At 48.5% G+C, this 20,908-nt stretch carries 13 protein-coding genes and 6 tRNA genes; 18 read left to right on the top strand and 1 reads right to left on the bottom strand.

What is annotated here, in order from left to right; genetic code table 11:
- The first annotated feature begins 39 nt into the window (after nt 1-39).
- On the top strand, nt 40-1,140 hold the full coding sequence (gene ychF, locus CR205_RS18025) for a redox-regulated ATPase YchF (protein ID WP_110521519.1): 1,101 nt from the start codon (nt 40-42) through the stop codon (nt 1,138-1,140).
- A gap of 273 nt (nt 1,141-1,413) precedes the next feature.
- Here ychF and CR205_RS18015 read toward each other — a convergent pair whose 3' ends face one another.
- Complete coding sequence (locus tag CR205_RS18015; protein ID WP_161524832.1) at nt 1,414-2,679, bottom strand: helix-turn-helix domain-containing protein; 1,266 nt, start codon at nt 2,677-2,679, stop codon at nt 1,414-1,416.
- Between the two features lie 371 nt (nt 2,680-3,050).
- On the opposite strand from CR205_RS18015, the gene CR205_RS18010 reads away from it, so the two are divergent.
- From CR205_RS18010 to CR205_RS17930, 17 genes are all read left to right on the top strand, one after another.
- Nucleotides 3,051-4,682 (top strand): S8 family serine peptidase, encoded by a 1,632-nt coding sequence (locus CR205_RS18010; RefSeq protein WP_236634886.1) that lies wholly within the window; start codon nt 3,051-3,053, stop codon nt 4,680-4,682.
- A gap of 267 nt (nt 4,683-4,949) precedes the next feature.
- A complete protein-coding gene (gene rpsF, locus CR205_RS18005; protein ID WP_110521516.1) occupies nt 4,950-5,237 on the top strand; it encodes a 30S ribosomal protein S6 in 288 nt (95 codons plus the stop codon).
- A gap of 28 nt (nt 5,238-5,265) precedes the next feature.
- Nucleotides 5,266-5,760 carry a single-stranded DNA-binding protein gene (gene ssb, locus CR205_RS18000; RefSeq protein WP_110521515.1) on the top strand — a complete coding sequence of 165 codons (495 nt, stop codon included), beginning with the start codon at nt 5,266-5,268 and terminating at the stop codon, nt 5,758-5,760.
- Nucleotides 5,761-5,813: 53 nt separating this feature from the next.
- The gene (rpsR, locus tag CR205_RS17995; RefSeq protein WP_110521514.1) at nt 5,814-6,044 is read left to right on the top strand and encodes a 30S ribosomal protein S18; all 231 of its coding nucleotides are present in this window, start codon (nt 5,814-5,816) and stop codon (nt 6,042-6,044) included.
- A gap of 238 nt (nt 6,045-6,282) precedes the next feature.
- Nucleotides 6,283-7,098 (top strand): undecaprenyl-diphosphate phosphatase, encoded by an 816-nt coding sequence (locus tag CR205_RS17990; RefSeq protein ID WP_110521513.1) that lies wholly within the window; start codon nt 6,283-6,285, stop codon nt 7,096-7,098.
- 155 nt (nt 7,099-7,253) lie between these two features.
- Nucleotides 7,254-8,186, top strand: coding sequence for a YybS family protein (locus CR205_RS17985; protein ID WP_110521512.1), 933 nt, complete (start codon nt 7,254-7,256; stop codon nt 8,184-8,186).
- Between the two features lie 12 nt (nt 8,187-8,198).
- A complete protein-coding gene (locus tag CR205_RS17980; protein WP_110521511.1) occupies nt 8,199-10,169 on the top strand; it encodes a DHH family phosphoesterase in 1,971 nt (656 codons plus the stop codon).
- Nucleotides 10,166-10,609, top strand: a complete 444-nt coding sequence (rplI, locus tag CR205_RS17975; RefSeq protein WP_110521510.1) for a 50S ribosomal protein L9 — start codon at nt 10,166-10,168, stop codon at nt 10,607-10,609. Before CR205_RS17980 ends, rplI begins: the two co-directional genes overlap by 4 nt.
- 476 nt (nt 10,610-11,085) lie before the next feature.
- Complete coding sequence (gene dnaB / locus CR205_RS17970) at nt 11,086-12,450, top strand: replicative DNA helicase (protein ID WP_110521509.1); 1,365 nt, start codon at nt 11,086-11,088, stop codon at nt 12,448-12,450.
- A gap of 239 nt (nt 12,451-12,689) precedes the next feature.
- Nucleotides 12,690-13,976 (top strand): adenylosuccinate synthase, encoded by a 1,287-nt coding sequence (locus tag CR205_RS17965; protein WP_110521508.1) that lies wholly within the window; start codon nt 12,690-12,692, stop codon nt 13,974-13,976.
- 488 nt (nt 13,977-14,464) lie between these two features.
- A tRNA-Lys gene (locus tag CR205_RS17960) sits at nt 14,465-14,540 on the top strand.
- Between the two features lie 13 nt (nt 14,541-14,553).
- Nucleotides 14,554-14,628: transfer RNA gene (locus CR205_RS17955), tRNA-Glu, on the top strand.
- A gap of 105 nt (nt 14,629-14,733) precedes the next feature.
- Nucleotides 14,734-14,810 (top strand) — tRNA-Met (locus CR205_RS17950).
- A gap of 87 nt (nt 14,811-14,897) precedes the next feature.
- Nucleotides 14,898-14,973 (top strand) — tRNA-Asp (locus CR205_RS17945).
- Nucleotides 14,974-14,977: 4 nt separating this feature from the next.
- Nucleotides 14,978-15,053 (top strand) — tRNA-Phe (locus CR205_RS17940).
- A gap of 9 nt (nt 15,054-15,062) precedes the next feature.
- Nucleotides 15,063-15,138 (top strand) — tRNA-Thr (locus CR205_RS17935).
- A 505-nt stretch (nt 15,139-15,643) separates the two neighbouring features.
- Nucleotides 15,644-20,758: a S8 family serine peptidase gene (locus tag CR205_RS17930; protein WP_110521507.1), complete on the top strand. Its 5,115-nt coding sequence runs from the start codon at nt 15,644-15,646 to the stop codon at nt 20,756-20,758.
- Nucleotides 20,759-20,908 lie beyond the last annotated feature (150 nt).

The following is a 20,908-nucleotide window of genomic DNA, read 5'->3' as shown; positions in this document are numbered from 1 at the left end:
CATACGAGCGGGAACACCTTAAATAAAGGAGTATGCTTTATGGCGTTAACAACCGGAATTGTCGGGCTTCCGAACGTAGGAAAGTCCACACTGTTTAATGCAATTACCCAGGCTGGAGCCGAATCGGCCAACTATCCGTTCTGTACGATTGACCCGAACGTGGGGATCGTGGAAGTGCCCGATGAGCGTCTTGATAAACTCACGGAAATGGTGGAGCCTCATAAAACGGTTCCCACTGCTTTTGAATTTACTGATATCGCAGGGATTGTGGAAGGGGCAAGCAAAGGGGAAGGCCTCGGAAACAAATTTCTTTCCCATATCCGCCAGGTGGATGCTATCTCCCACGTAGTCCGCTGTTTTAATGACGATAACATTACCCACGTTTCCGGAAGTGTGGATCCGATCCGTGACATCGAAGTTATTAATCTGGAACTGATTCTTGCTGATATGGAGACGGTCGAAAAACGTCTTGCCAAAGTGGGGAAAATGGCCCGCCAGAAAGATAAAGAAGCCATGTTCGAACTTGAGATTCTGGAAAAGTTCAGAGATGCCTTTGAAAATGAAAAGCCGGCACGGAGTGTTTCTCTCACAGAAGAGCAGACGAAGTTTGCCAAAGGCATGCATCTTCTGACAATGAAGCCGGTTCTCTACGCAGCAAACGTAAGCGAAGAGGAAATTCTTGATGCCGACAGTAATCCGAACGTTCAGCGCGTCCGTGAGTTTGCCAAAGAAGAAAATTCGGAAGTGATTGTGGTATGTGCGAAAATCGAATCTGAAATTGCCGAGCTTGAAGGGGAAGAGAAGCAGGAGTTTCTTGACGATCTCGGAATTGAAGAATCAGGTCTCGACCAGCTGATTAAAGCAGCATATAACCTGCTGGGCCTTGAAACGTACTTCACGGCCGGGAAGCAGGAAGTCCGTGCATGGACAATTAAGCATGGCACGAGAGCACCACAGGCTGCGGGCGTCATTCACACGGACTTTGAGCGCGGATTCATCCGGGCCGAAGTGGTTTCCTACGATGACCTTACAGAAGCAGGAAGCATGAGCGTGGCGAAAGAAAAAGGGAAAGTAAGACTCGAAGGAAAAGACTATGTCGTCCAAGACGGCGATGTTGTTCATTTCCGTTTCAACGTATAGTTTCACAGCGAAATATACCGAAAAGCTCCGGACCTGTTTGGGTCTCGGAGCCTTTTTTTGCTCTGTTAAAGTCTGTTGTTGTTTTCCGCTCACTGCGCTCCCTTTCCGCGGGCACCGCTTCAGCCTCCTCGGGAAGAGCACCCTGCGGGGTCTTCAGCCGGCGCTGTTCCCACAGGTGTCGCGCGTTCGCTTCAATCAATGATAGAAAAATATCAATATTAAGCTTTAACAGAGACTTTCTTTTATACTCCGCTCTTGTCCTGCCTGACACTGTCAGCAGGGTGTCCATTCATAGATTTTTTCCCGTGATTTGTTCACGAAAGAAAAATAATGGGCTGACCATTTGTAACGGTTGGCAGAAGCGTAATACTCAGCGAGCAGCTCGGCATAGTTTGCCGCGTGATGCCACAGCTGCTTTTCCGTGAAATAAGGAATCACCTCGTTTTTCAGCAGCATTTCATAGTCAAGGTCAAGTGATCCGGTGTTGCGGAATGCAAGTACTTTGAAATGAAGATAAAATTCATTGAGCCCGTGCCTGATGGCCATTTCCTTGCCCTGGCTGATCCACCGGCCGGCTGTCTCGAAATTCTTCAGTTCATAATAGGCCCGGCCCAGACAATAGGCCGTCCGTATTCTTTCTTCGTACTGCCTGCTCTCACCAAGATGTTTACTTTTAATGAAAAATGGAAGTGAGTCCAGTACCTCACCCTGACAGTATTTCAGGTAGCCGTAGTTATGATAGATCACAGCTGCATGCATGTCGCTGGAAAGAAGGGAAGAGGCTTCCCGGGCATGATTGAGATGTTTTTCAGCCTGGGCAAACTGCTTCAGCCTCGCTTTATTCACAGAGAGCAGGATTTCACAGTCGATGGTACGGATGTAATTCAGTTCTTTTGTATAGTGGTCAGCAGCCTTGCCGGCGCTTTCAATGGAATAGTAGGTACGATGCAGATTCATATTCACGAGTGCCATCTGGTAGTAAAGTTCCGGGTCACTTCCTCCCGATTCTTCCATTCGCTCCTCAGCATCGAGAAGATGCCCGAGGGCCTGAAGATAATCCTCAGTAAGGCAATGATAAAACCCGGAAAACAAATGAAAAAAGTATCCTGCTTTCGTCTGCAGGCGTTCCCGGTAAGGACAGATCTCTTCAAGAAGGCTTCCGGCTTCTTCCGTTTTACGAAGATAGAGCAGATACCATACACGAAAAAGCTTCCAGTACAGCAGGGCTTCAGAATCGTGCGTGCTCTCTGCCTGCCGTCTGATAATGCCGGCCAGCTCAGCTGCTTTCGTTTCATCACGGTTATTCACAGACGCGTACCATTTGTACAGGGACTGAAACAGCACTTCCGTATCATCTCTCAGAATATCTGCAGAGGAGGTTCCGAGTCTTTTACATAGATGTGCGAGAATGTCTGCTCCGGGAAGCTCGTGCCCATTTTCAATTTTACTCAAATGGGAGATCGAACAGATACCATGAGCAAGCTGTTCCTGGGTGAGCCCCTTCTGCTTTCTCCGGCAAAATATTTTCTGACCAATCATAAGGTCTCCCGCCATTCTTTTTTAATTTTCAGCCTTATCAGGTGACAGCCTAATCATAAGACATAACAGAATTTTCAGTCAACAGAATTTATACTTGTGAAAGTCACAGGAAAATGACCATTTTTCGACCCCTTAAATCCTGTCCTTTTCCCAATAACCAACGGCTGAAACCTCTGATACAATAGGCTTTACAGCACCAGAAAGTATTTTTTTAACTTTTCAGATCCGGTGGTGAACGGGGTTATTCGGGACTGAGAGAGAGGAGGTCAGGAAAAAAACGGTAGAATAGGTGCTCAAATAGTGTGTGTCAAAAGACGGGTCTGTTTCAAGTATTTTGAATTTTCAGCTTACTATGGATGGAGGAGAAAAATGTGAAAAAAAGTGCAGTTTGGGTCCTTATGACGGTGTTGGTTTTCAGTCTGTTTTTAAATCCTGCCGGAATTGGCGCGCAGGCCTCTGATGCAGCTTCAGAAAAAGATGACGCTGCCTACATAGAGGGGCAGCTAATTGTATCGGTAAAGAGCAGTGACGTTTCAATGAAGGGAATCGAAGGGGTAAACAAGAAGATCTTGGGCGATGTCCTGAGAGAACAGGGATTCGCCATAACGGATTCTATTATGGGACTCGGCGATCCTGCTGAAGTGAATGCCTTTACGAACCAGGAATTCAGTGAATCCGTTGTGAAGAATATGGGGCTCGTTTACCTTGCAGAATACGATGTGTCTGTTTATGCATCAGTAGAAGAAGCGAAACGGGCGCTGGCTGAAGCGCTCAAAGAGAACGGAATGGAAATCAGACACATCTCGAAGAACTATGAAATGCACGCGATCGGGGAACCTGCCGGTGTCTCTCCCCAGATGCACCCGAACCAGCAGTGGCATTACAACATGATTAATGCACCGCAGGCGTGGGGGACAACGACAGGCTCCTCAAGTGTCATTCAGGCTGTACTTGATACGGGGATTGACCACAATCATCAGAGTCTCGCAAACTTAGTAAACACAAGTCTCGGCCAGAGCTTTGTGGGAGGAAGTACGATGGATGTTCAAGGGCACGGAACGCACGTGGCCGGTACTATTGCAAGCTACGGTTCTGTGTCCGGTGTGATGCACAATGCAACGCTCGTTCCGGTTAAAGTGCTGAATGACAGTGGATCAGGATCACTTTTCGGCATTACGCAGGGAATCCTGTATTCAGCTGATATCGGGGCCGACGTGATCAACATGTCTCTTGGCGGCGGCGGTTACAACCAGAGTATGGCAGAAGCGGCACAGACAGCGGTAAATGCCGGTTCGATTGTGATTGCCGCAAGCGGAAATGACGGAGCGGGCAGTATTTCGTATCCGGCGGCGTACAGCAGCGTCATTGCGGTTGGGTCTGTAACCTCTACAGGTGCCCGTTCCAACTTCTCAAACTACGGCAGCGGACTTGAACTGATGGCACCTGGTTCAAATATTTACAGCACCGTACCGAATAACGGCTATGCCACATTCTCGGGTACGTCGATGGCATCCCCGCACGCAGCAGGTGTTGCCGGTCTGATGAGAGCGGTGAACCCGAATCTATCGGTATCAAATGCCAGATCGATTATGCAGAACACTGCTCAGTATGCCGGAAGCCCGACTTTCTACGGGTACGGTATCGTTGACGCCAACGCAGCGGTTCAGCAGGCATCAGGGGGAAGCGGCGGTCCTTCCAATATTACTGAAACGAGTATAACCACTGACCGTTTCTATGTGCAGCGAGGTCAGAACGTGACGTCAACTGCTCAGGTTACCAATGAAACCGGACAGGGGCTTGCCAACGCGACGGTGACCTTCACCATCACCCGTCCAAATGGATCAACGCTTACGAATACAGCAACCACTAACAGTTCCGGTGTCGCTTCATGGACGGTCGGAACATCCGGTTCCACCGCAACAGGCACCTATTCAGTAGAAGCGTCCTCTTCTCTTCAGGGGTATCAGGGAAGTTCCGCTTCGACGAGTTTCTTTGTTTACTAGAGAACCAACATGTGAATAGCACGTTACATGTCATTAGAGGAGCCCCTGTGCGGCTTCTCTTTTTTTATACCTAGTTTCAGAAAACAGACGGCGTGAAGCGAAGCTGCTGATCCGTCATTTTCAGAGCAGACTTTTTATATACATAGCCCCTCTTGTATTTCTGTCTCTCTACTGCTATAATTGACAATTGCGAGCAAAAGAGAAATCTGCTTGCTCCTTGTTCCCCGAAACCGGGGAACCGCTTAGACCAAAAGGAGGTGGAAAACCATGCGCAATTACGAAATTATGTACATTGTACGTCCGAACCTTGAAGAAGCTCAGACGAAAGAAATCGTTGAGCGATACAACAAGGTACTGACTGATAACGGCGCAGAAGTGGAAAAGGTTGAGGAAGTTGGCAAGAAGCGTCTTGCTTACGAAATCGATGACTACAAAGAGGGTTACTATGTAATTCTTAAAGTGAAGTCAAACCCTGAAGCCATTTCTGAGTTTGATCGTCTTGTAAAGATCAACGAAAACGTTATGCGTAACATCGCGGTACGCGACGACGAATAGACAATTATAATGATGGGGAGGAGTTCGGATGCTTAACCGTACGGTGCTCGTGGGAAGACTGACAAAAGATCCTGAATTACGCTATACAGCCAACGGAATTGCAGTAGCCACGTTCACGCTCGCTGTAAACAGACCTTTCTCAAATCAGCAGGGAAACCGTGAAGCGGACTTTCTGAACATTGTGGTCTGGAGAAAGCAGGCGGAAAACGTAGCCAACTACCTGAAAAAAGGAAGTATGGCCGGTGTTGACGGCCGACTGCAGAGCCGCAGCTATGAAAATAATGAAGGACGTCGTGTGTTTATGACGGAAGTCGTAGCAGACAGCGTACAGTTCCTCGAAACGAAAGGCGGCGGTGGCGGAAACCGGGAACAGTCCGGCGGAAACTATGGCCAGCCGAACGACGGTTATCAAAATAATCCGGGGCAGCAGAGCGGCAGCCGCGGTAAATCCGACTTCTCAGATGACCCATTCGCAAATGACGGCAAGCCGATCGACATCAACGATGACGATCTGCCGTTCTAATAACCGACACAAAACGTTTGATATACAAAATTAAAAGATAAGGAGTGATTTCAATGGCCCGTCGTGGACGTCCAAAACGCCGTAAGGTTTGTTTCTTCACTGTAAACAAAATTACGAAAATCGACTACAAAGATATTGATCTTCTTAAGCGTTTCATCTCCGAGCGTGGGAAAATTCTTCCTCGCCGTGTGACTGGAACTTCTGCCAAGTATCAGCGTCAGCTGACTCGCGCAATCAAGCGCTCCCGTCAAATGGCTCTTCTGCCATACGTGACTGGAGAATAATGCTTATAAAAAACCTGCAGCCCGTTGCTGCGGGTTTTTTTACTGTTTAACTATATTTTACTGAGATTGTGATTAACTATTTCGTTAAGTAAAGCTCCTCCAGAGGGACGCTTTTTGCGCTTTTCCATGCAATTCTTTACATTTTACGTGTTGCTTGTTTGGCAGGGGAAAGGTAAAATTACAACTATTGGCCTGACAAAAAGCGTCAGGAGCTTTACATAAAAGGGAGTCCTGAGCAATGGAATTTTTCGAACTGCTGAAATATATTATTCTTGGTATTATTCAGGGAGCGACAGAGCCCCTGCCCGTGTCCTCAAGCGGACACCTTCGTATTGTTTCCTACTTTTTCGGACTGGATGTTCCCGATCTTCATTTTGAGATCTTCGTAAATGCAGCTTCTCTGGTGGCTGTCTTCATTATTTATCGAAAGGACCTGCTTGAACTTATTGCAGGCACGCTGAATTATATCCGCAAGCCAAAGGAATATGACCGGGAACCATTCAGGTTTACTATGCTGCTCGTTATCGGTACAATTCCGGCTGTTGTTGCCGGATTGTTTCTATACGATTTTATTGGGGGTGAAATTGCGGAGATCCGCAATGTCGGTTTTGCCCTGCTTATTACTGCAACAGCACTCTGGCTGATTCGGAATCTTAGTGGTCATAAAAAAGAATTTCAGATTACAATTTTCGATACGATCATTATCGGTCTGGCTCAAACACTCGCACTGGCACCTGGCATCAGCCGCTCAGGAGCGACTATTGTTGCAGCCATGGCGAGAAAAATTGAACCTGCAGTAGCGCTGAAATTTTCTTTCTTCCTTTCGATTCCAGTTAGTATCGGAAGTCTGGTATTTGATCTGCAGCGTATTTATGAAGCCATTACAGCACCTGGGATGCTTTGGTATTATTTAATATCCTTTATGGTAGCGCTAATTGTTTCCTACTATGCTATTAAGCTGCTGATCAATATGGTTACTCGCGGAAAACTTCTGTACTTTGCGATTTACTGCTTCACGATAGCTGGTATTCTGATCATCAGTTCATTTATGTAATCCATGGAAAAGCACTCGGTATCTTTCGGCGGGTGCTTTTCTTTTTGCACTGAACAGTGGGCATTCGCTGCTGTCTTTTGTTGTTTACTTTTGTCTCATGCTACAATAAGATTCGATACTTATGGAAATTATTCGTGAAACGAGGGAACATTGTAATGAAAGAACCCAATCCGTTACGAGACGGATCCATATATCTTGGAATATATGTTGCCCTGATCATTATTACCCTTTTCGTTCCGGTGATCGGTCTTCTCAGTATGCTGTTGCTTCCAGTTCCGTTTGTTATTTTTACAAAGCGGTACGGTCTAGGTGCGGGGAGTTTTCTGCTGACGCTCAGTTTTGTCATCCTCCTCCTGCTCGCTCTTCCGCTGGCAGTCGTCACGACCCTCACTTTCGCTGCAACCGGCGTAGTGATCGGGGAATTATACAGAAGAAATAAAGAGGCTTTTGCCGTTCTTCTTGGCGGCTCCCTTACGTTTGTCTCCGCCCTGCTGATTAATTTTGTCGGAAGTATTGTCCTTCTTGATGTGCACCCTGTCTATGCCCTGCAGAATGTCCTGCGGGAGTCCATCGAGACGACCGGCGATATGATCGGCATTCTCGGTGATCAGGGGGACGCGGTTGGGCAGGCGATGGACATTATCGACCAGCTTCCGCTGCTCACACCGGCCCTGCTGATTCTTATTGGTGTTTCCTTTGCCTTTACCACACAGTGGCTCGCCTCTGTAATCATGCGGAAGATGAAGGAAACGGTAAATACTTTTCCTCCCCTGAGGGAATGGGGATTTCCAAAGGCGTTTATCTGGTATTTCCTGCTTATGATTCTGGCCTCATTTATCGAATTTGAGGCAGGCAGCACAGGAGATACCGTGATCCAGAATCTTCGTCCGGTGCTGCAGACCGTGATGATTATCCAGGGGTTTGCTTTACTGTTTTATTTTTTCCACGCCAGAAAAATTACGGTTGCCCTGCCGATTATGATTCTGCTGGCAAGTCTGGTTTTCCCGATTATGCTTTATATCGTGCTCATCTTAGGTATAATTGACTTAGGGTTTGACCTTAGAAAGCGACTGGACTCAAAGAGGTAGGAGTTGTGAGGAATGCCTAATTTTCTAATGAAGCGGTGGCATGGATATCACATCATTGCGCTGCTTAGTGTTGCCATACTTTTAACAGGTATTTTAACTTTTTACCAGTGGCAGATCGGGATCGTCGGCTTTCTTGTAATCGGCGGTGTCGTTATTTACGTTTACCAGGCAAGAGCCCATTTCGAGAAAGACCTGACGGATTACGTAAGCACCCTCAGTTACCGGGTAAATAAAGCCGGTGAAGAAGCGGTGACAAAGCTGCCGATCGGCATGATCCTCTACAACGAAGAAGGTGTCATTCAGTGGGTAAATCCTTATATGGCGGCTCTTCTGGCTAACGAAACGCTCGGTGAGGAACTGAGTGTCGTCTCAGAGGACCTTCCGAAGCGGATGGAGGAAGAGGAACAGGAGTTTCTTCTCACACTTGGGGCCCGGAAATACAGGGTTGTTAGTGAAAGAAACGAACGGCTTTTATACTTTTTCAACGCCACAGAGGAACAGGAAATCAAAGAGCTTTTTGAACGGGATAAAACGGTTATCGGCCTCGTCTTTCTTGATAACTATGATGAAGTTACTCAGGGCATGGAGGACCAGTTCAGAAGCAAGCTTCTGACGAAGGTGACAGACATCCTCAATTCCTGGTCCAGGGAGCAGGATATCTTCCTGCGCAGAATCAATTCAGACCGCTTTATTGCGATTTTTAATGAAGATTCACTTTATAATCTTGAACAGAGCAGGTTCACCCTCCTCGATGAGGTACGGGAAGTGACAGCACGTGAAAAGGTATCGCTCACACTCAGTATCGGAGTCGGGAGCGGCCATTCGTCCCCCCGTGAACTGGGGGCTCTCGCCCAGTCGAGTCTGGATCTTGCGCTGGGCCGCGGCGGTGATCAGGTAGCGATCAAACAGGCGAACGGGAAAGTCCGCTTTTACGGCGGGAAATCCAACGCCATGGAAAAACGGACCCGCGTCCGTGCCCGGGTCATTTCACATGCGATCCGCGACTTTGTGAGAGAGAGCGACCGTGTCATCATTATGGGCCATAAAAATCCGGATATGGACGCGATCGGAGCGGCGATCGGGATGCTGAAAATTGCCCAGGTAAATAAAAAAGATGCCTTTATCGTTCTGGATACGGAAAACATAAACCACAGTGTCCATAAGCTTCTTGAAGCCATTCAGGATCATGATGATCTCTGGGCAAACTTTATTACGCCTGAGGAAGCCCGTGAGGAAATGACAGAGGATACGCTCCTGGTGGTGGTGGATACACACAAGCCGAGCCTCTGCATCGATGCCAAGCTTCTGGATCGGGTTGACAAAGTGATTGTCATCGACCATCACCGGCGCGGGGAGGAATTTATCGAAGACGCGGTGCTCGTTTACATGGAGCCTTACGCCTCGTCTACTGCTGAACTCGTGACAGAACTTCTCGAATATCAGCCGAACCACCCGAACCTCGACGTTCTCGAAGCGACAGCCCTTCTGTCAGGGATTATTGTGGATACGAAAAGCTTTGCCATCCGTACGGGTTCCCGTACGTTTGACGCGGCTTCCTATCTGAAAGCCCAGGGGGCTGACACAACTCTTGTACAGAAGTTAATGAAGGAAGACCTGGAACACTACGTCCGCCGGGCGAAGCTCGTGGAAAGCGCCCATGTTTATACGGCAGGGACGGCCATTGCCATCGGGGAAGAGGGCCAGACGTACAACCAGGTTCTGATTGCCCAGGCAGCTGATACCCTTTTGACAATGAACAACGTGATCGCCTCTTTTGTTATTTCCGAGCTTGATGACGGACGCATCAGCATCAGTGCACGCTCACTCGGAGATGTGAACGTTCAGGTGATTATGGAGAATATGGACGGGGGCGGACACCTGACCAATGCTGCCACCCAGCTGTCAGGAATGAACCTGACTGAAGCAGAAGAACTGCTCAAGGAAAAAATAGACGATTATTTTGAAGGAGGAGAATCCACATGAAAGTGATTTTTCTGCAGGACGTAAAAGGAAAAGGTAAAAAAGGAGAAGTAAAAAACGTGGCGGAAGGCTATGCCCGCAACTATCTTCTGAAAAACAACCTTGCCATTGAAGCGAACAAAGGGAATATAAAAGATCTGGAGATGAAAAAGGAAAGCCAGAATAAAAAAGCCGATCAGGAACTAAAAGAAGCAGAAGCGTTCAAAGAGAAGCTGGAAAACACAACAGTGGAACTTAAGGCGAAAGCAGGAGAAGGCGGCCGTCTCTTCGGTGCCGTGACAAGCAAGCAGATTGCCGAAACACTCAAAAAGATGAAAATGAAAGTCGACAAAAGGAAAATCGAGCTCGACGAACCGATCCGCGCTCTCGGCTACCGTAACGTGGACATCAAGATTCATCCGAAAGTAACAGCAACTGTTAAAGTTCATGTAACGGAAGAGTAAGTCTAAACGTGCAGCTCCACTCCTGATGGTTGTGAGGTTTCCGCTTCAAGCGGACGCTTGCTGCCCCTGACGGTAAAAAGCTTTTTTCGGAAAAATTGCTGTTTTATTTCGCTGCAGACGGACGCTTCCCGCTGGAGTCGCCGTCTTACGCTCCATAATTGATTTAGTCAATAGCAACGATCTTTACGAAAAAAGCCTAATAAAAAGGTAATGCAGTAACGTACGCAGCGAAACACCTGTAGCGAGACTCCTGCGGCATTGAGGGGCCGGATGAGACCCCGCAGGCAAAGCAGACGAGGCTCATCGCCACTGCCGCGGAAAGCGAGCGTAAGGTGTGCAGCGGAGTTCTTACGACGCGGATTGTTCCGCACTAAATAGCATTACATGCGGCTTGCAGGGGGCGAATGAACGCGTAACGGAGCGATTTATGATTGAAATTATGATAATGACAGGCAAGACGAAATGGGGAGTAACGTATGAGCGATTTATTTGCCGACCGCACTCCGCCTCAGAATATCGAAGCCGAACAAGCCGTGCTCGGTGCCATCTTCATTGATGATGAAGCCATCGTCACGGCTTCTGAACGTTTAGTTCCGGACGACTTTTACCGTGCCGCCCATCAGCGGATCTATACGGTCATGCTCGCACTTTCCGAAAAAGGAGAGCCGGTGGACCTCGTCACGTGTACGTCCGAACTGCAAACGAGAAAATGGCTCGAGGAAATTGGCGGTGTGTCGTATTTAAGTGATCTAGCCAATGCAGTCCCGACTGCAGCCAACGTGGAATACTACAGTCAGATGGTGGAGGAAAAGTCCCTTTTGAGACGCCTGATCAGAGTAGCGACCAATATCGCTGCAGACGGCTATGCTGCAGAGGATGAAGTAAGCGCGATCCTCAACGATGCAGAAAAGACCATTCTTGAGGTGTCCCACAGGAAAAACACGAGTGCATTTAAGGACATTAAGGACGTTCTTGTAGAGGCATACGACAACATTGAACACCTGCAGCATCACAGCGGGGAAATTACCGGGGTGCCGACGGGGTTTAATGAGCTCGACCGGATGACTGCCGGCTTTCAGGCAAACGACCTGATTATCGTGGCCGCCCGTCCATCGGTAGGGAAAACCGCTTTTGCACTGAACATCAGTCAGAACGTGGCGACGCGCACCGATGAGAATGTGGCGATCTTCAGTCTTGAGATGGGTGCCGAACAGCTGATTATGCGTATGCTCTGTGCCGAAGGGAACATTGATGCCCAGCGTCTGCGGACGGGAAAGCTTGATGACGAGGACTGGCAGAAGCTTACGATGGCGATGGGAAGTCTTTCGAAGGCCGGGATTTACATCGATGATACTCCCGGTATTAAAGTTAATGATATCCGGGCAAAGTGCCGGCGTCTGAAGCAGGAAAAAGGCCTCGGCATGATTATGATTGACTATCTGCAGCTCATTCAGGGAGACGCTCGCAGCGGGGAAGGCCGTCAACAGGAAGTAAGTGAAATTTCCCGTTCCCTCAAGGGACTTGCCCGTGAACTGGAAGTGCCAGTTATTGCCCTCTCCCAGCTCTCCCGGGGCGTTGAATCCCGTCAGGATAAACGTCCGATGATGAGTGACATCCGGGAGTCGGGAAGTATTGAGCAGGATGCCGATATTGTTGCTTTTCTGTACCGCGATGATTATTACGACAAGGAATCAGAAAACAAGGATATCATTGAGATCATTATTGCTAAACAGCGTAACGGTCCCGTGGGCACCGTTGAACTGGCTTTTGTGAAGGAATACAACAAGTTCGTCAATCTCGAACGTCGTTACGACGAAGATAACATGCCCCCGGGGGCGTAACAAAGAACCGTCTTTTCTTTTTGGAAAGGCGGTTTTCTCTGTGAAAGATGCACTATTTACGAACGAAAAATGTGTTTTATTTTACAAATGTTCGTCTTTCAGTTGACCTTCCGTTGAACTACTGATAAACTTACACTGGTTTCATGAAAAGAGCTTTCAGGGGAACGTTAATAGATAAGACTGTCTGGAGAGTATATGAACGACACAATAAAATGAACGAAAAGCGGAGGTGCTCAACCATGCCATCGGTTGTTATAGTAGGAACGCAATGGGGAGACGAAGGAAAAGGAAAAATCACGGACTATCTGTCCGAGCAGGCAGAGCTTGTTGCCCGTTACCAGGGAGGAAACAACGCCGGCCACACGATCGTGTTTGACGGTGTGAAATACAAGCTTCACCTGATCCCGTCCGGTATTTTTTACAGCGATAAAACGTGTGTAATCGGAAACGGTATGGTGATTGATCCGAAAGCTCTTGTAGAAGAACTTGCATATCTTCATGACAAAGGTGTGGATACGAGCAACCTGCGGATCAGCAACCGCGCTCATATCATCCTTCCTTATCATCTGAAACTAGATGCTGTAGAGGAAGAAAGCAAAGGGGTCAACAAAATCGGCACCACGAAAAAAGGAATCGGCCCCGCGTACATGGATAAAGCAGCACGTACCGGCATCCGTATCGCCGATCTTCTTGATAAGGAAACGTTTGAAGAGAAGCTGGAAGTCAACCTTCGTGACAAAAACCGTCTTCTTGAAAAAGTGTACGAAACAGACGGCTTTACGAAAGAGGAAATCCTTGAAGAGTACTACGATTACGGCCAGCAGATTGCCAAGTATGTGATCGATACATCTGTAGTGCTCAACGATGCCCTTGATGCAGGAAAGCGTGTGCTTTTTGAAGGTGCCCAGGGTGTGATGCTTGATATCGATCAGGGAACGTATCCTTTTGTTACATCTTCAAACCCGATTGCCGGTGGTGTCACGATTGGATCCGGTGTCGGTCCTTCAAAAATCAATCATGTGGTCGGTGTTTCCAAAGCCTACACGACCCGCGTCGGCGACGGCCCGTTCCCAACGGAGCTTACCGATGAAATTGGTGACCGGATTCGTGACGTAGGAAACGAGTATGGTACAACTACAGGTCGTCCGCGCCGTGTGGGATGGTTTGACAGTGTTGTCGTCCGCCACGCCCGCCGTGTGAGCGGTATTACCGATTTGTCCCTTAACTCCATCGATGTTCTTTCAGGCATCAAGAAGCTGAAGATCTGTGTGGCGTATGAGTACAAAGGTGAAATCATTAACGAATTCCCGGCCTCGCTTAAAGTGCTTGCCGAGTGCAAGCCCGTCTATGAGGAACTTGACGGCTGGGATGAGGATATTACTGGTGTGAAATCCCTCCACGAGCTTCCGAAAAACGCACTGTTCTATGTTGAGCGCATTTCGCAGCTTACAGGTATTCCGCTCAGCGTCTTCTCTGTCGGTCCTGACCGAAACCAGACGAACCTTGTCAGAGGCGTGTTTGCGTAATAGAGATTAAAGGGTGCTCCGGTCCAATGCGGCCGGGGCTTTTCTTTACGGTTAATGGCGCGAGCTGCGGGTGAATGAAAGACCTTAATTACTTAAAAATAGGCTCTGTTAAAGCTAATGTTGTTATTTCTATCGTTGATTGAAGCGAACGCGCGACACTCCTGTGGGAACAGCGCCGGCTGAAGACCCCTCAGGGCGCTCTTCCCGAGGAGGCTGAAGCGGTGCCCGCGGAAAGGGAGCGCAGGGAGCGGAAATCGACAATAGCATTTAACAGAGCCTGAAAATAAACGATTAAATACTGACCGTTGCGGGTAACTGAACGTTACCTGATACGTTCAGGTAATCACAAATTCATCTTGCTTTTCTTTTAAGGTTCCGTTATTGTAAGTAAGGGCAGCAGGGAACCTGAAAAAACATAAAAAAAGTTTTCTTAAAACTGTTGCAATCACTTTTTAATGGTGATATTATAAATCTTGTCGCCAAGAGATGAGCCATTAGCTCAGTTGGTAGAGCATCTGACTTTTAATCAGAGGGTCGAAGGTTCGAGTCCTTCATGGCTCACCATTTTCATCTTACTGGCCCGTTGGTCAAGTGGTTAAGACACCGCCCTTTCACGGCGGTAACACGGGTTCGAATCCCGTACGGGTCACCAATAATATTTCTTGTTGCATTAACAGGAAATATGGGGTATAATTAATTTTGTTGCTTCACATACTGTAAAGGTAATCAGTTAAACGAAGCACATTGATTTTAACGGCGCGGGATGGAGCAGTCTGGTAGCTCGTTGGGCTCATAACCCAAAGGTCGGAGGTTCAAATCCTCCTCCCGCAACCATTTAACTTAACACGAAGCGCCTGCGTATTTTTTTTGCGAAAAAGCAGACAGGCCTCGATTAATAGAGTGTTAATTACATAAATTACTGGTCCCGTGGTGTAGCGGTTAACATGCCTGCCTGTCACGCAGGAGATCGCCGGTTCGACCCCGGTCGGGACCGCCAGTGTGGCTCGATAGCTCAGTCGGTAGAGCAGAGGACTGAAAATCCTCGTGTCGGCGGTTCGATTCCGTCTCGAGCCACCATTTTTATATGCTGGCCTAGCTCAATTGGTAGAGCAACTGACTTGTAATCAGTAGGTTGGGGGTTCAAGTCCTCTGGCCAGCACCACATACATAATTCAAGCCTGTTCCCTTATGGGAGCAGGTTTTCTTTTTTTTTCTGCACCGGCAATAAGCATTTTCAAAATCGTAAAACTCCTCCAGCAACTACACCATTCCCCGGCAGGATCCGTGCTCTATTTCAATCATATTACAAAACCCTCACATATTTTCAAAAAATAACATTTTATTCCTTTATTGTTCCAACAGTTAGACAAAAATTTCAGGCTAACTGAATTTAATTTCATTAACAGTTTAATGTTCCAAAGAACATGGGTGTCGAAAGTCATGGGACTTTGATGCATTTCACCTAATATGAGCAGTGAAATGATAAATTTTTACAAAATTAGTGACATTGTCTTTGTCTATTAGACCCAATTTTCAAAAATTTCTAAAAGTAACAGCAAAAATGTGTAAAAGTTTGTTATCATTGTTTTCAGAATATTATAAACCTGTAATATTTGAAGGAGGTTTGACACAAAACGATAAAAATTTAATAAACGAGGAGTGAAAAGATGAGAAAGAGAAAGTGGCTGAACAGCAGTTTAGTATTTCTGCTCGTATTCAGTATGATGCTGACGTCGTTTGGATCGTCGGCAATGGGGAGCTCTTACATAACTGACAGCAGTATTAAAACAATGAGCGGCGACCTTGAAATGGATCCGCAGCTTGAAGAACTGCTGAGCGGCGGGGGAAAGGTTGACGTCCTTATTGAGATGAGAGACAGAGTGGACACAGGCGTGGCAGCAAGTCAGGCAGTTCAAAGCCTGGATAAAAATGCTACGAAGTATGAACAGCGGATGACAGCCCGCTACGCTGTAGTGGAAACACTTCAGTCCACGGCTGAACAGACCCAGCAGGGGCTGCTCGCTGAACTGGAAGATTTAAAGAATGCAGGACAGGTAACTGAGTACGAAAGCTTTTATATCGTAAATATGGTCTCTGCCACTGTGTCGAAAGAGGCCCTTGATCAGCTGGCTTCCAGAGATGAAATCGGATCGATTACTCTGAATGCCTGGATTGAAATGGACTGGCCTGAGATTGATCCATCAATGGCGGCAACAGCATCTGACGATTCAGTAGAATGGGGAATTGATCAGATCGGAGCGCCGGATGTATGGAATGAGTTCGGCATCGATGGGAACGGTGTCGTCATTGGCATGATTGATACAGGTATCGTATGGGATCATGAAGCCCTCCGCGATCAATGGCGCGGTTTTGATCCGGCTGACCCATCAAACCCAAATCCTCAGGGGAACTGGTTTGACGCGGTTTACGGAGAGGCGATGCCTTATGATGAACCTTCTTTTCCCCATGGCTCACACGTAATGGGAACGGTTCTCGGACAGGATCCGGCCGGGGAAAATAAAATCGGGGTTGCACCTGGGGCCGAATGGATTGCAGCAAAAGCATTTACACCTCAGGGCGGGCAGGCTGCCTGGCTGATTGCTGCTGGTGAGTATATGCTGGCGCCTGACGGAAATCCTGCACTTGCACCAGACATTGTCCAGAATTCCTGGGGCGGTCAGCCTGGCCGGGATGACTGGTACCGCAGTATTGTACAGGCCTGGCGTGACGCAGGACAAATTCCTGTCTTTTCTGCAGGTAACTCCGGTCCAGGAAGCGGAACCGTTACACCTCCGTCCAACTACCCGGAAAGCTACGCGGTAGCAGCGACGGATATCAACAAACAGGTCGCGAGCTTTTCAAGCCGTGGACCAAGTCCATATAACGATGATTTAAAACCGAACGTTTCAGCACCGGGAGTCAATATCCGGTCCGCTGTACCGGGCGGCTATGAAGGCGGCTGGAACGGCACGTCCATGGCTGCCCCGCACGTAGCCGGGACGGCAGCCCTTCTTTTATCAGTGGATCCTTCCCTTACTGTCGATGAAGTGGAGGGACTGATTAATGACACCGCTACACCGTTAACTGATCCCCAGTACAGGGAAGTGCCGAATGACGGCTACGGTGTCGGTCTTGTAAATGCCTATGAGTCTGTCGCCACGATTGCGCAGGGGATGGGTGGAATTGAAGGGACCGTTTTGAAGGAAGGAACAGACGATGAATCACCTGAAATCTCTCACGTACCGGCAGAGTTCGGATACGAAGGGCTTTCGATGGAACTTGAAGCAGATGTTTCCGACAACGTTTCTGTTGTTAACGTAGAGCTTCAGATCCGCCATACAGGTGAGGAAGCGTTTGAAAGCGTGGAAATGAACAGAACATCAGGAGACTTTACCTCCGGCACGTATGAGGTTGACGTCCCTGAATCCTATTTGACAGAAGGTTCGTTTGAATACAGCATTCACGCAGCGGACTTCAGTGGCAATGAGACCGAAACCTCTGTATACGAGGTGGAAGTGTCCTACGGTCTTGAACCATCGGACAACTTCTTCACTGATTTTTCCTCCATGCCTGAAGGCTTCCGCATGAATGGAGACTGGGAATGGGGCGAACCGCAGAGAAACCCTCAGCCTCAGGAAGGGGACCGTTATGTGGCGACGGTCATTGACGATGATTATTCCTACGGTTCTCTGAGTGATTTCACACTGCCTCCGATTGATATGAGAAATGCAGATGGGGGCACATTTGAATTCGGGCATTACTTTGATACGCAGTTCAATTATGACTTCGGACGGGTTCTGGTATCCCAGGACGGCGGGGAAGAATGGGAGACTGCCGAGGAGTTTTCAGGGAGAGACCGTACGTGGCATACAGCTCAATTAGATCTTGAACCGTATGCAGGCACAGAGGAACAGCTCTTTGTAAAATTTCATTTCGAATCCGATGATAATGAAAATTACAGCAAGCATGCCGGCTGGCATATCGACCACATCGCAATAACCGAATCCGGAGCCGGAGTTTCTGCCCTTTCAGCACAGACTGCAGGCGGCACAGCAGAATACGGCGTTAAGACATACGGCGGATCGGAAACAGCAAATGAAACCTACGAAGGTCTTCCTTTGAACGCCGTGGTAACGGTAGTGGAAACGGGACGGAGCGCCCGGGCCAGTCTTGAGGACGGCAGCTACCGAATTGTCCATGGCCCGACCCCTGAAGGAGAAGAGTATACGCTGAAAGTGGAAGCATTCGGCTACTACTCCCAGGAAGCATCCTTCACTCTTGAAGAAGAGGAAATGAAAGAAATCAACTTCCTGCTTGAAGAAGTCCCGCGCGGGGATATCGAAGGCACGGTTGTAAATGCCATTACGCAGGATCCGGTTGAAGGTGTGCACGTTGAAATCCTCAACGAGTCCCGTTATGACGCAGTTTCGACTACTGAATCAGGAGAATTTCATCTTCCCGATGTCCTGATCGGAGATTACGAGATTCGTCTGGCAAAAGGAAACTACTATTCCCAGGTCGTCGAAGCAGAAGTGGAGAGCGATACGGTAACAGAACTTCATATTGAGCTCGTTCCGTTCCCGGGATCTGCCCTTGCTTATGATGACGGAGTGGCAGAAAATGCCCGTGCGTACTATGAAAACGGCTTTGGTGCCGGCGTACGCATGTCACCTGATGATGACATTCTGCTTAACGGCATCAGTGTTTACCTGTTTGATGAAAGATGGCCGATTCCCGGCGGGAATGAATTTGGTGTCGCCATTTACGAGACCGATGAAGACGGCCAGCCCGGAGACTTGGCCGTGGAATACGGACCTGTCACAGGGGACCGTGGCGAATGGAATTTTGTCAGTCTCGAAGAACTGAACTATGAAACAGAAGAAGACTTCTATGTGGTTATTGTTCAGACAGCTGCTTATCCGAATGTCCCAGGTATTGGTGTGGATATGGAAGGCGAGCAGTTTAACCGCTCCTATCAGGTAAATCCGTCCGGTGAATTCACTCACCTGCCGGAGTCAGACGGCAATTACATGATCCGCAGTCATGTATCCGAGCCGGAAGAAGACACACCGATTCCAACACCTGTGCTTACAGGACCTGAGGACGGGACGTACACAAATGAAAATCAGGTCACTGTATCCGGTTACGTAGACAGTGACAGTGACGTCGTCATCTATAACAACGGGGAAGAAGCCGTTACCGTATCTGCTGATGAGGAACTTACCTTTGAAGCTGCTGTTGAACTGGCAGAGGGAGAAAACGTGCTCACAGCCAGCGGCATGAGAGATGGTGACACATCCGATCCATCTGCACCGGTTACAGTGGTGAAAGATACGGAAGCGCCTGAACTCACACTGTCTTCTCCATTAGAAGGACTGGTTACGAATAATCCGGAGCTTACGGTATCCGGTGTTGTCACAGATGACAATCCTGATCAGCTTCAAGTAAACGGAACAGATGTCACGGCTGATGAAGACGGGAGCTTTGAAACGGTTGTGACGCTTACTGAGGGAGAAAACACGATTACTGTTACAGCTGTTGATCTGGCAGGAAACGTGACAGATAAAGCGCGCACCGTGACGCTTGATACGGAAGCGCCTGAACTAACGAACATTCTTCCTGAGACGATGCAGTACGTCCAGCCGGGACAGGCTGTCCATGTATCGTTTGAATCTGACGAAGGCGGAGAAGCTGTGCTTCACGTTTTCGATGAGTCAGGTGAGCATCAGCAGGAAAAGACAATGAATGAATCAGCTCCAGGCGTATATGAGATTGACTGGAGCGTACCGGAATCAGCTGGTTACGGCACATTTACGCTGCAGGTCACATTTGAAAATGCAGCCGGGAACGAAGCGTCAGCAGAAGTACCTGGCCAGGTAACGGTTGTCGAAGACTTTGTTACCCGTCTCGCCGGTGACCACCGCTTCTTTACAGCAGTTGAAATCAGCCAGAAAGGCTGGGACGCAGCGGATGTGGTTGTTCTTGCGAGAGGGGACGATTTTGCCGATGCCCTTGCAGGTGTACCTCTTGCCTATCATTATGAAGCACCTGTACTGCTGACCAGATCTGATCGTCTCGGGGACGAGATTGCAGATGAAATTGCAAGACTTACCCCTGAAAAAGTGGTTATTCTCGGCGGTACGAATGCAGTAGGGGAAGAAGTAGTCGCAGACCTGCTGGAAGTGGACAGCACGCTCCAAATTGACAGAGTAGCCGGGACCACACGCTATGAAACTGCGAAAGAAATTGCAGAACGTGTCGCGCCGGACGGTCATGAAGCTGCGGTTATCGTGCGGGGCAATGACTTTGCCGACGCTCTGAGTGCTGCGCCAAATGCAGCAGCAGAAGGAATGCCGATTCTTCTGACCCGGGCTGACAGCCTTCCTGAGGCAACAGAGGAGGCCCTGGTAAATCTCGGGGTAGAGGAAACGCTCGTCATCGGCGGAGATACCGTGATTACTGATCAGGTAAAAGCGGCACTCCCAGATGCTCAGCGCCTCGGAGGCAGCACGCGTTTCTACACGAATATTGCTGTTCTTGAACATTTCTCTTTTGATACTGACCACATGTATGTGGCAACCGGAACAGACTTTGCCGATGCCCTGACAGGCGCGGCGCTGGCTGCCAGAAACAATTCCGGTGTCATCCTTGTCGGCTCCGCTCTCCGTGATGTGACACAAGGGTACATCACTGCTGAGGAAGTAAAATTGCTTACCCTCTTCGGCGGAACGAACGTGATTGATGAAGCCATTGAACAGGATCTAAGAGAAGCGATTCAGTAGAGTCTGAAGGCAAAAGTCCGGGAAGAAGGGTCTTCCCGGGCTGCTGCCTTATGCTTTTATACGTTTATTTTTCATTACTTTAAGGGGGTGACAGGGTCAGAACGTTTACGGGTTGATCAGGTTTGAAAAATTGTGGGGGTGGAGAGAAAC

The sequence above is a fragment of the Alteribacter lacisalsi genome (assembly GCF_003226345.1).
GTDB lineage: Bacteria > Bacillota > Bacilli > Bacillales > Salisediminibacteriaceae > Alteribacter > Alteribacter lacisalsi.
This window is presented reverse-complemented; position numbering and strand designations above follow the sequence as displayed.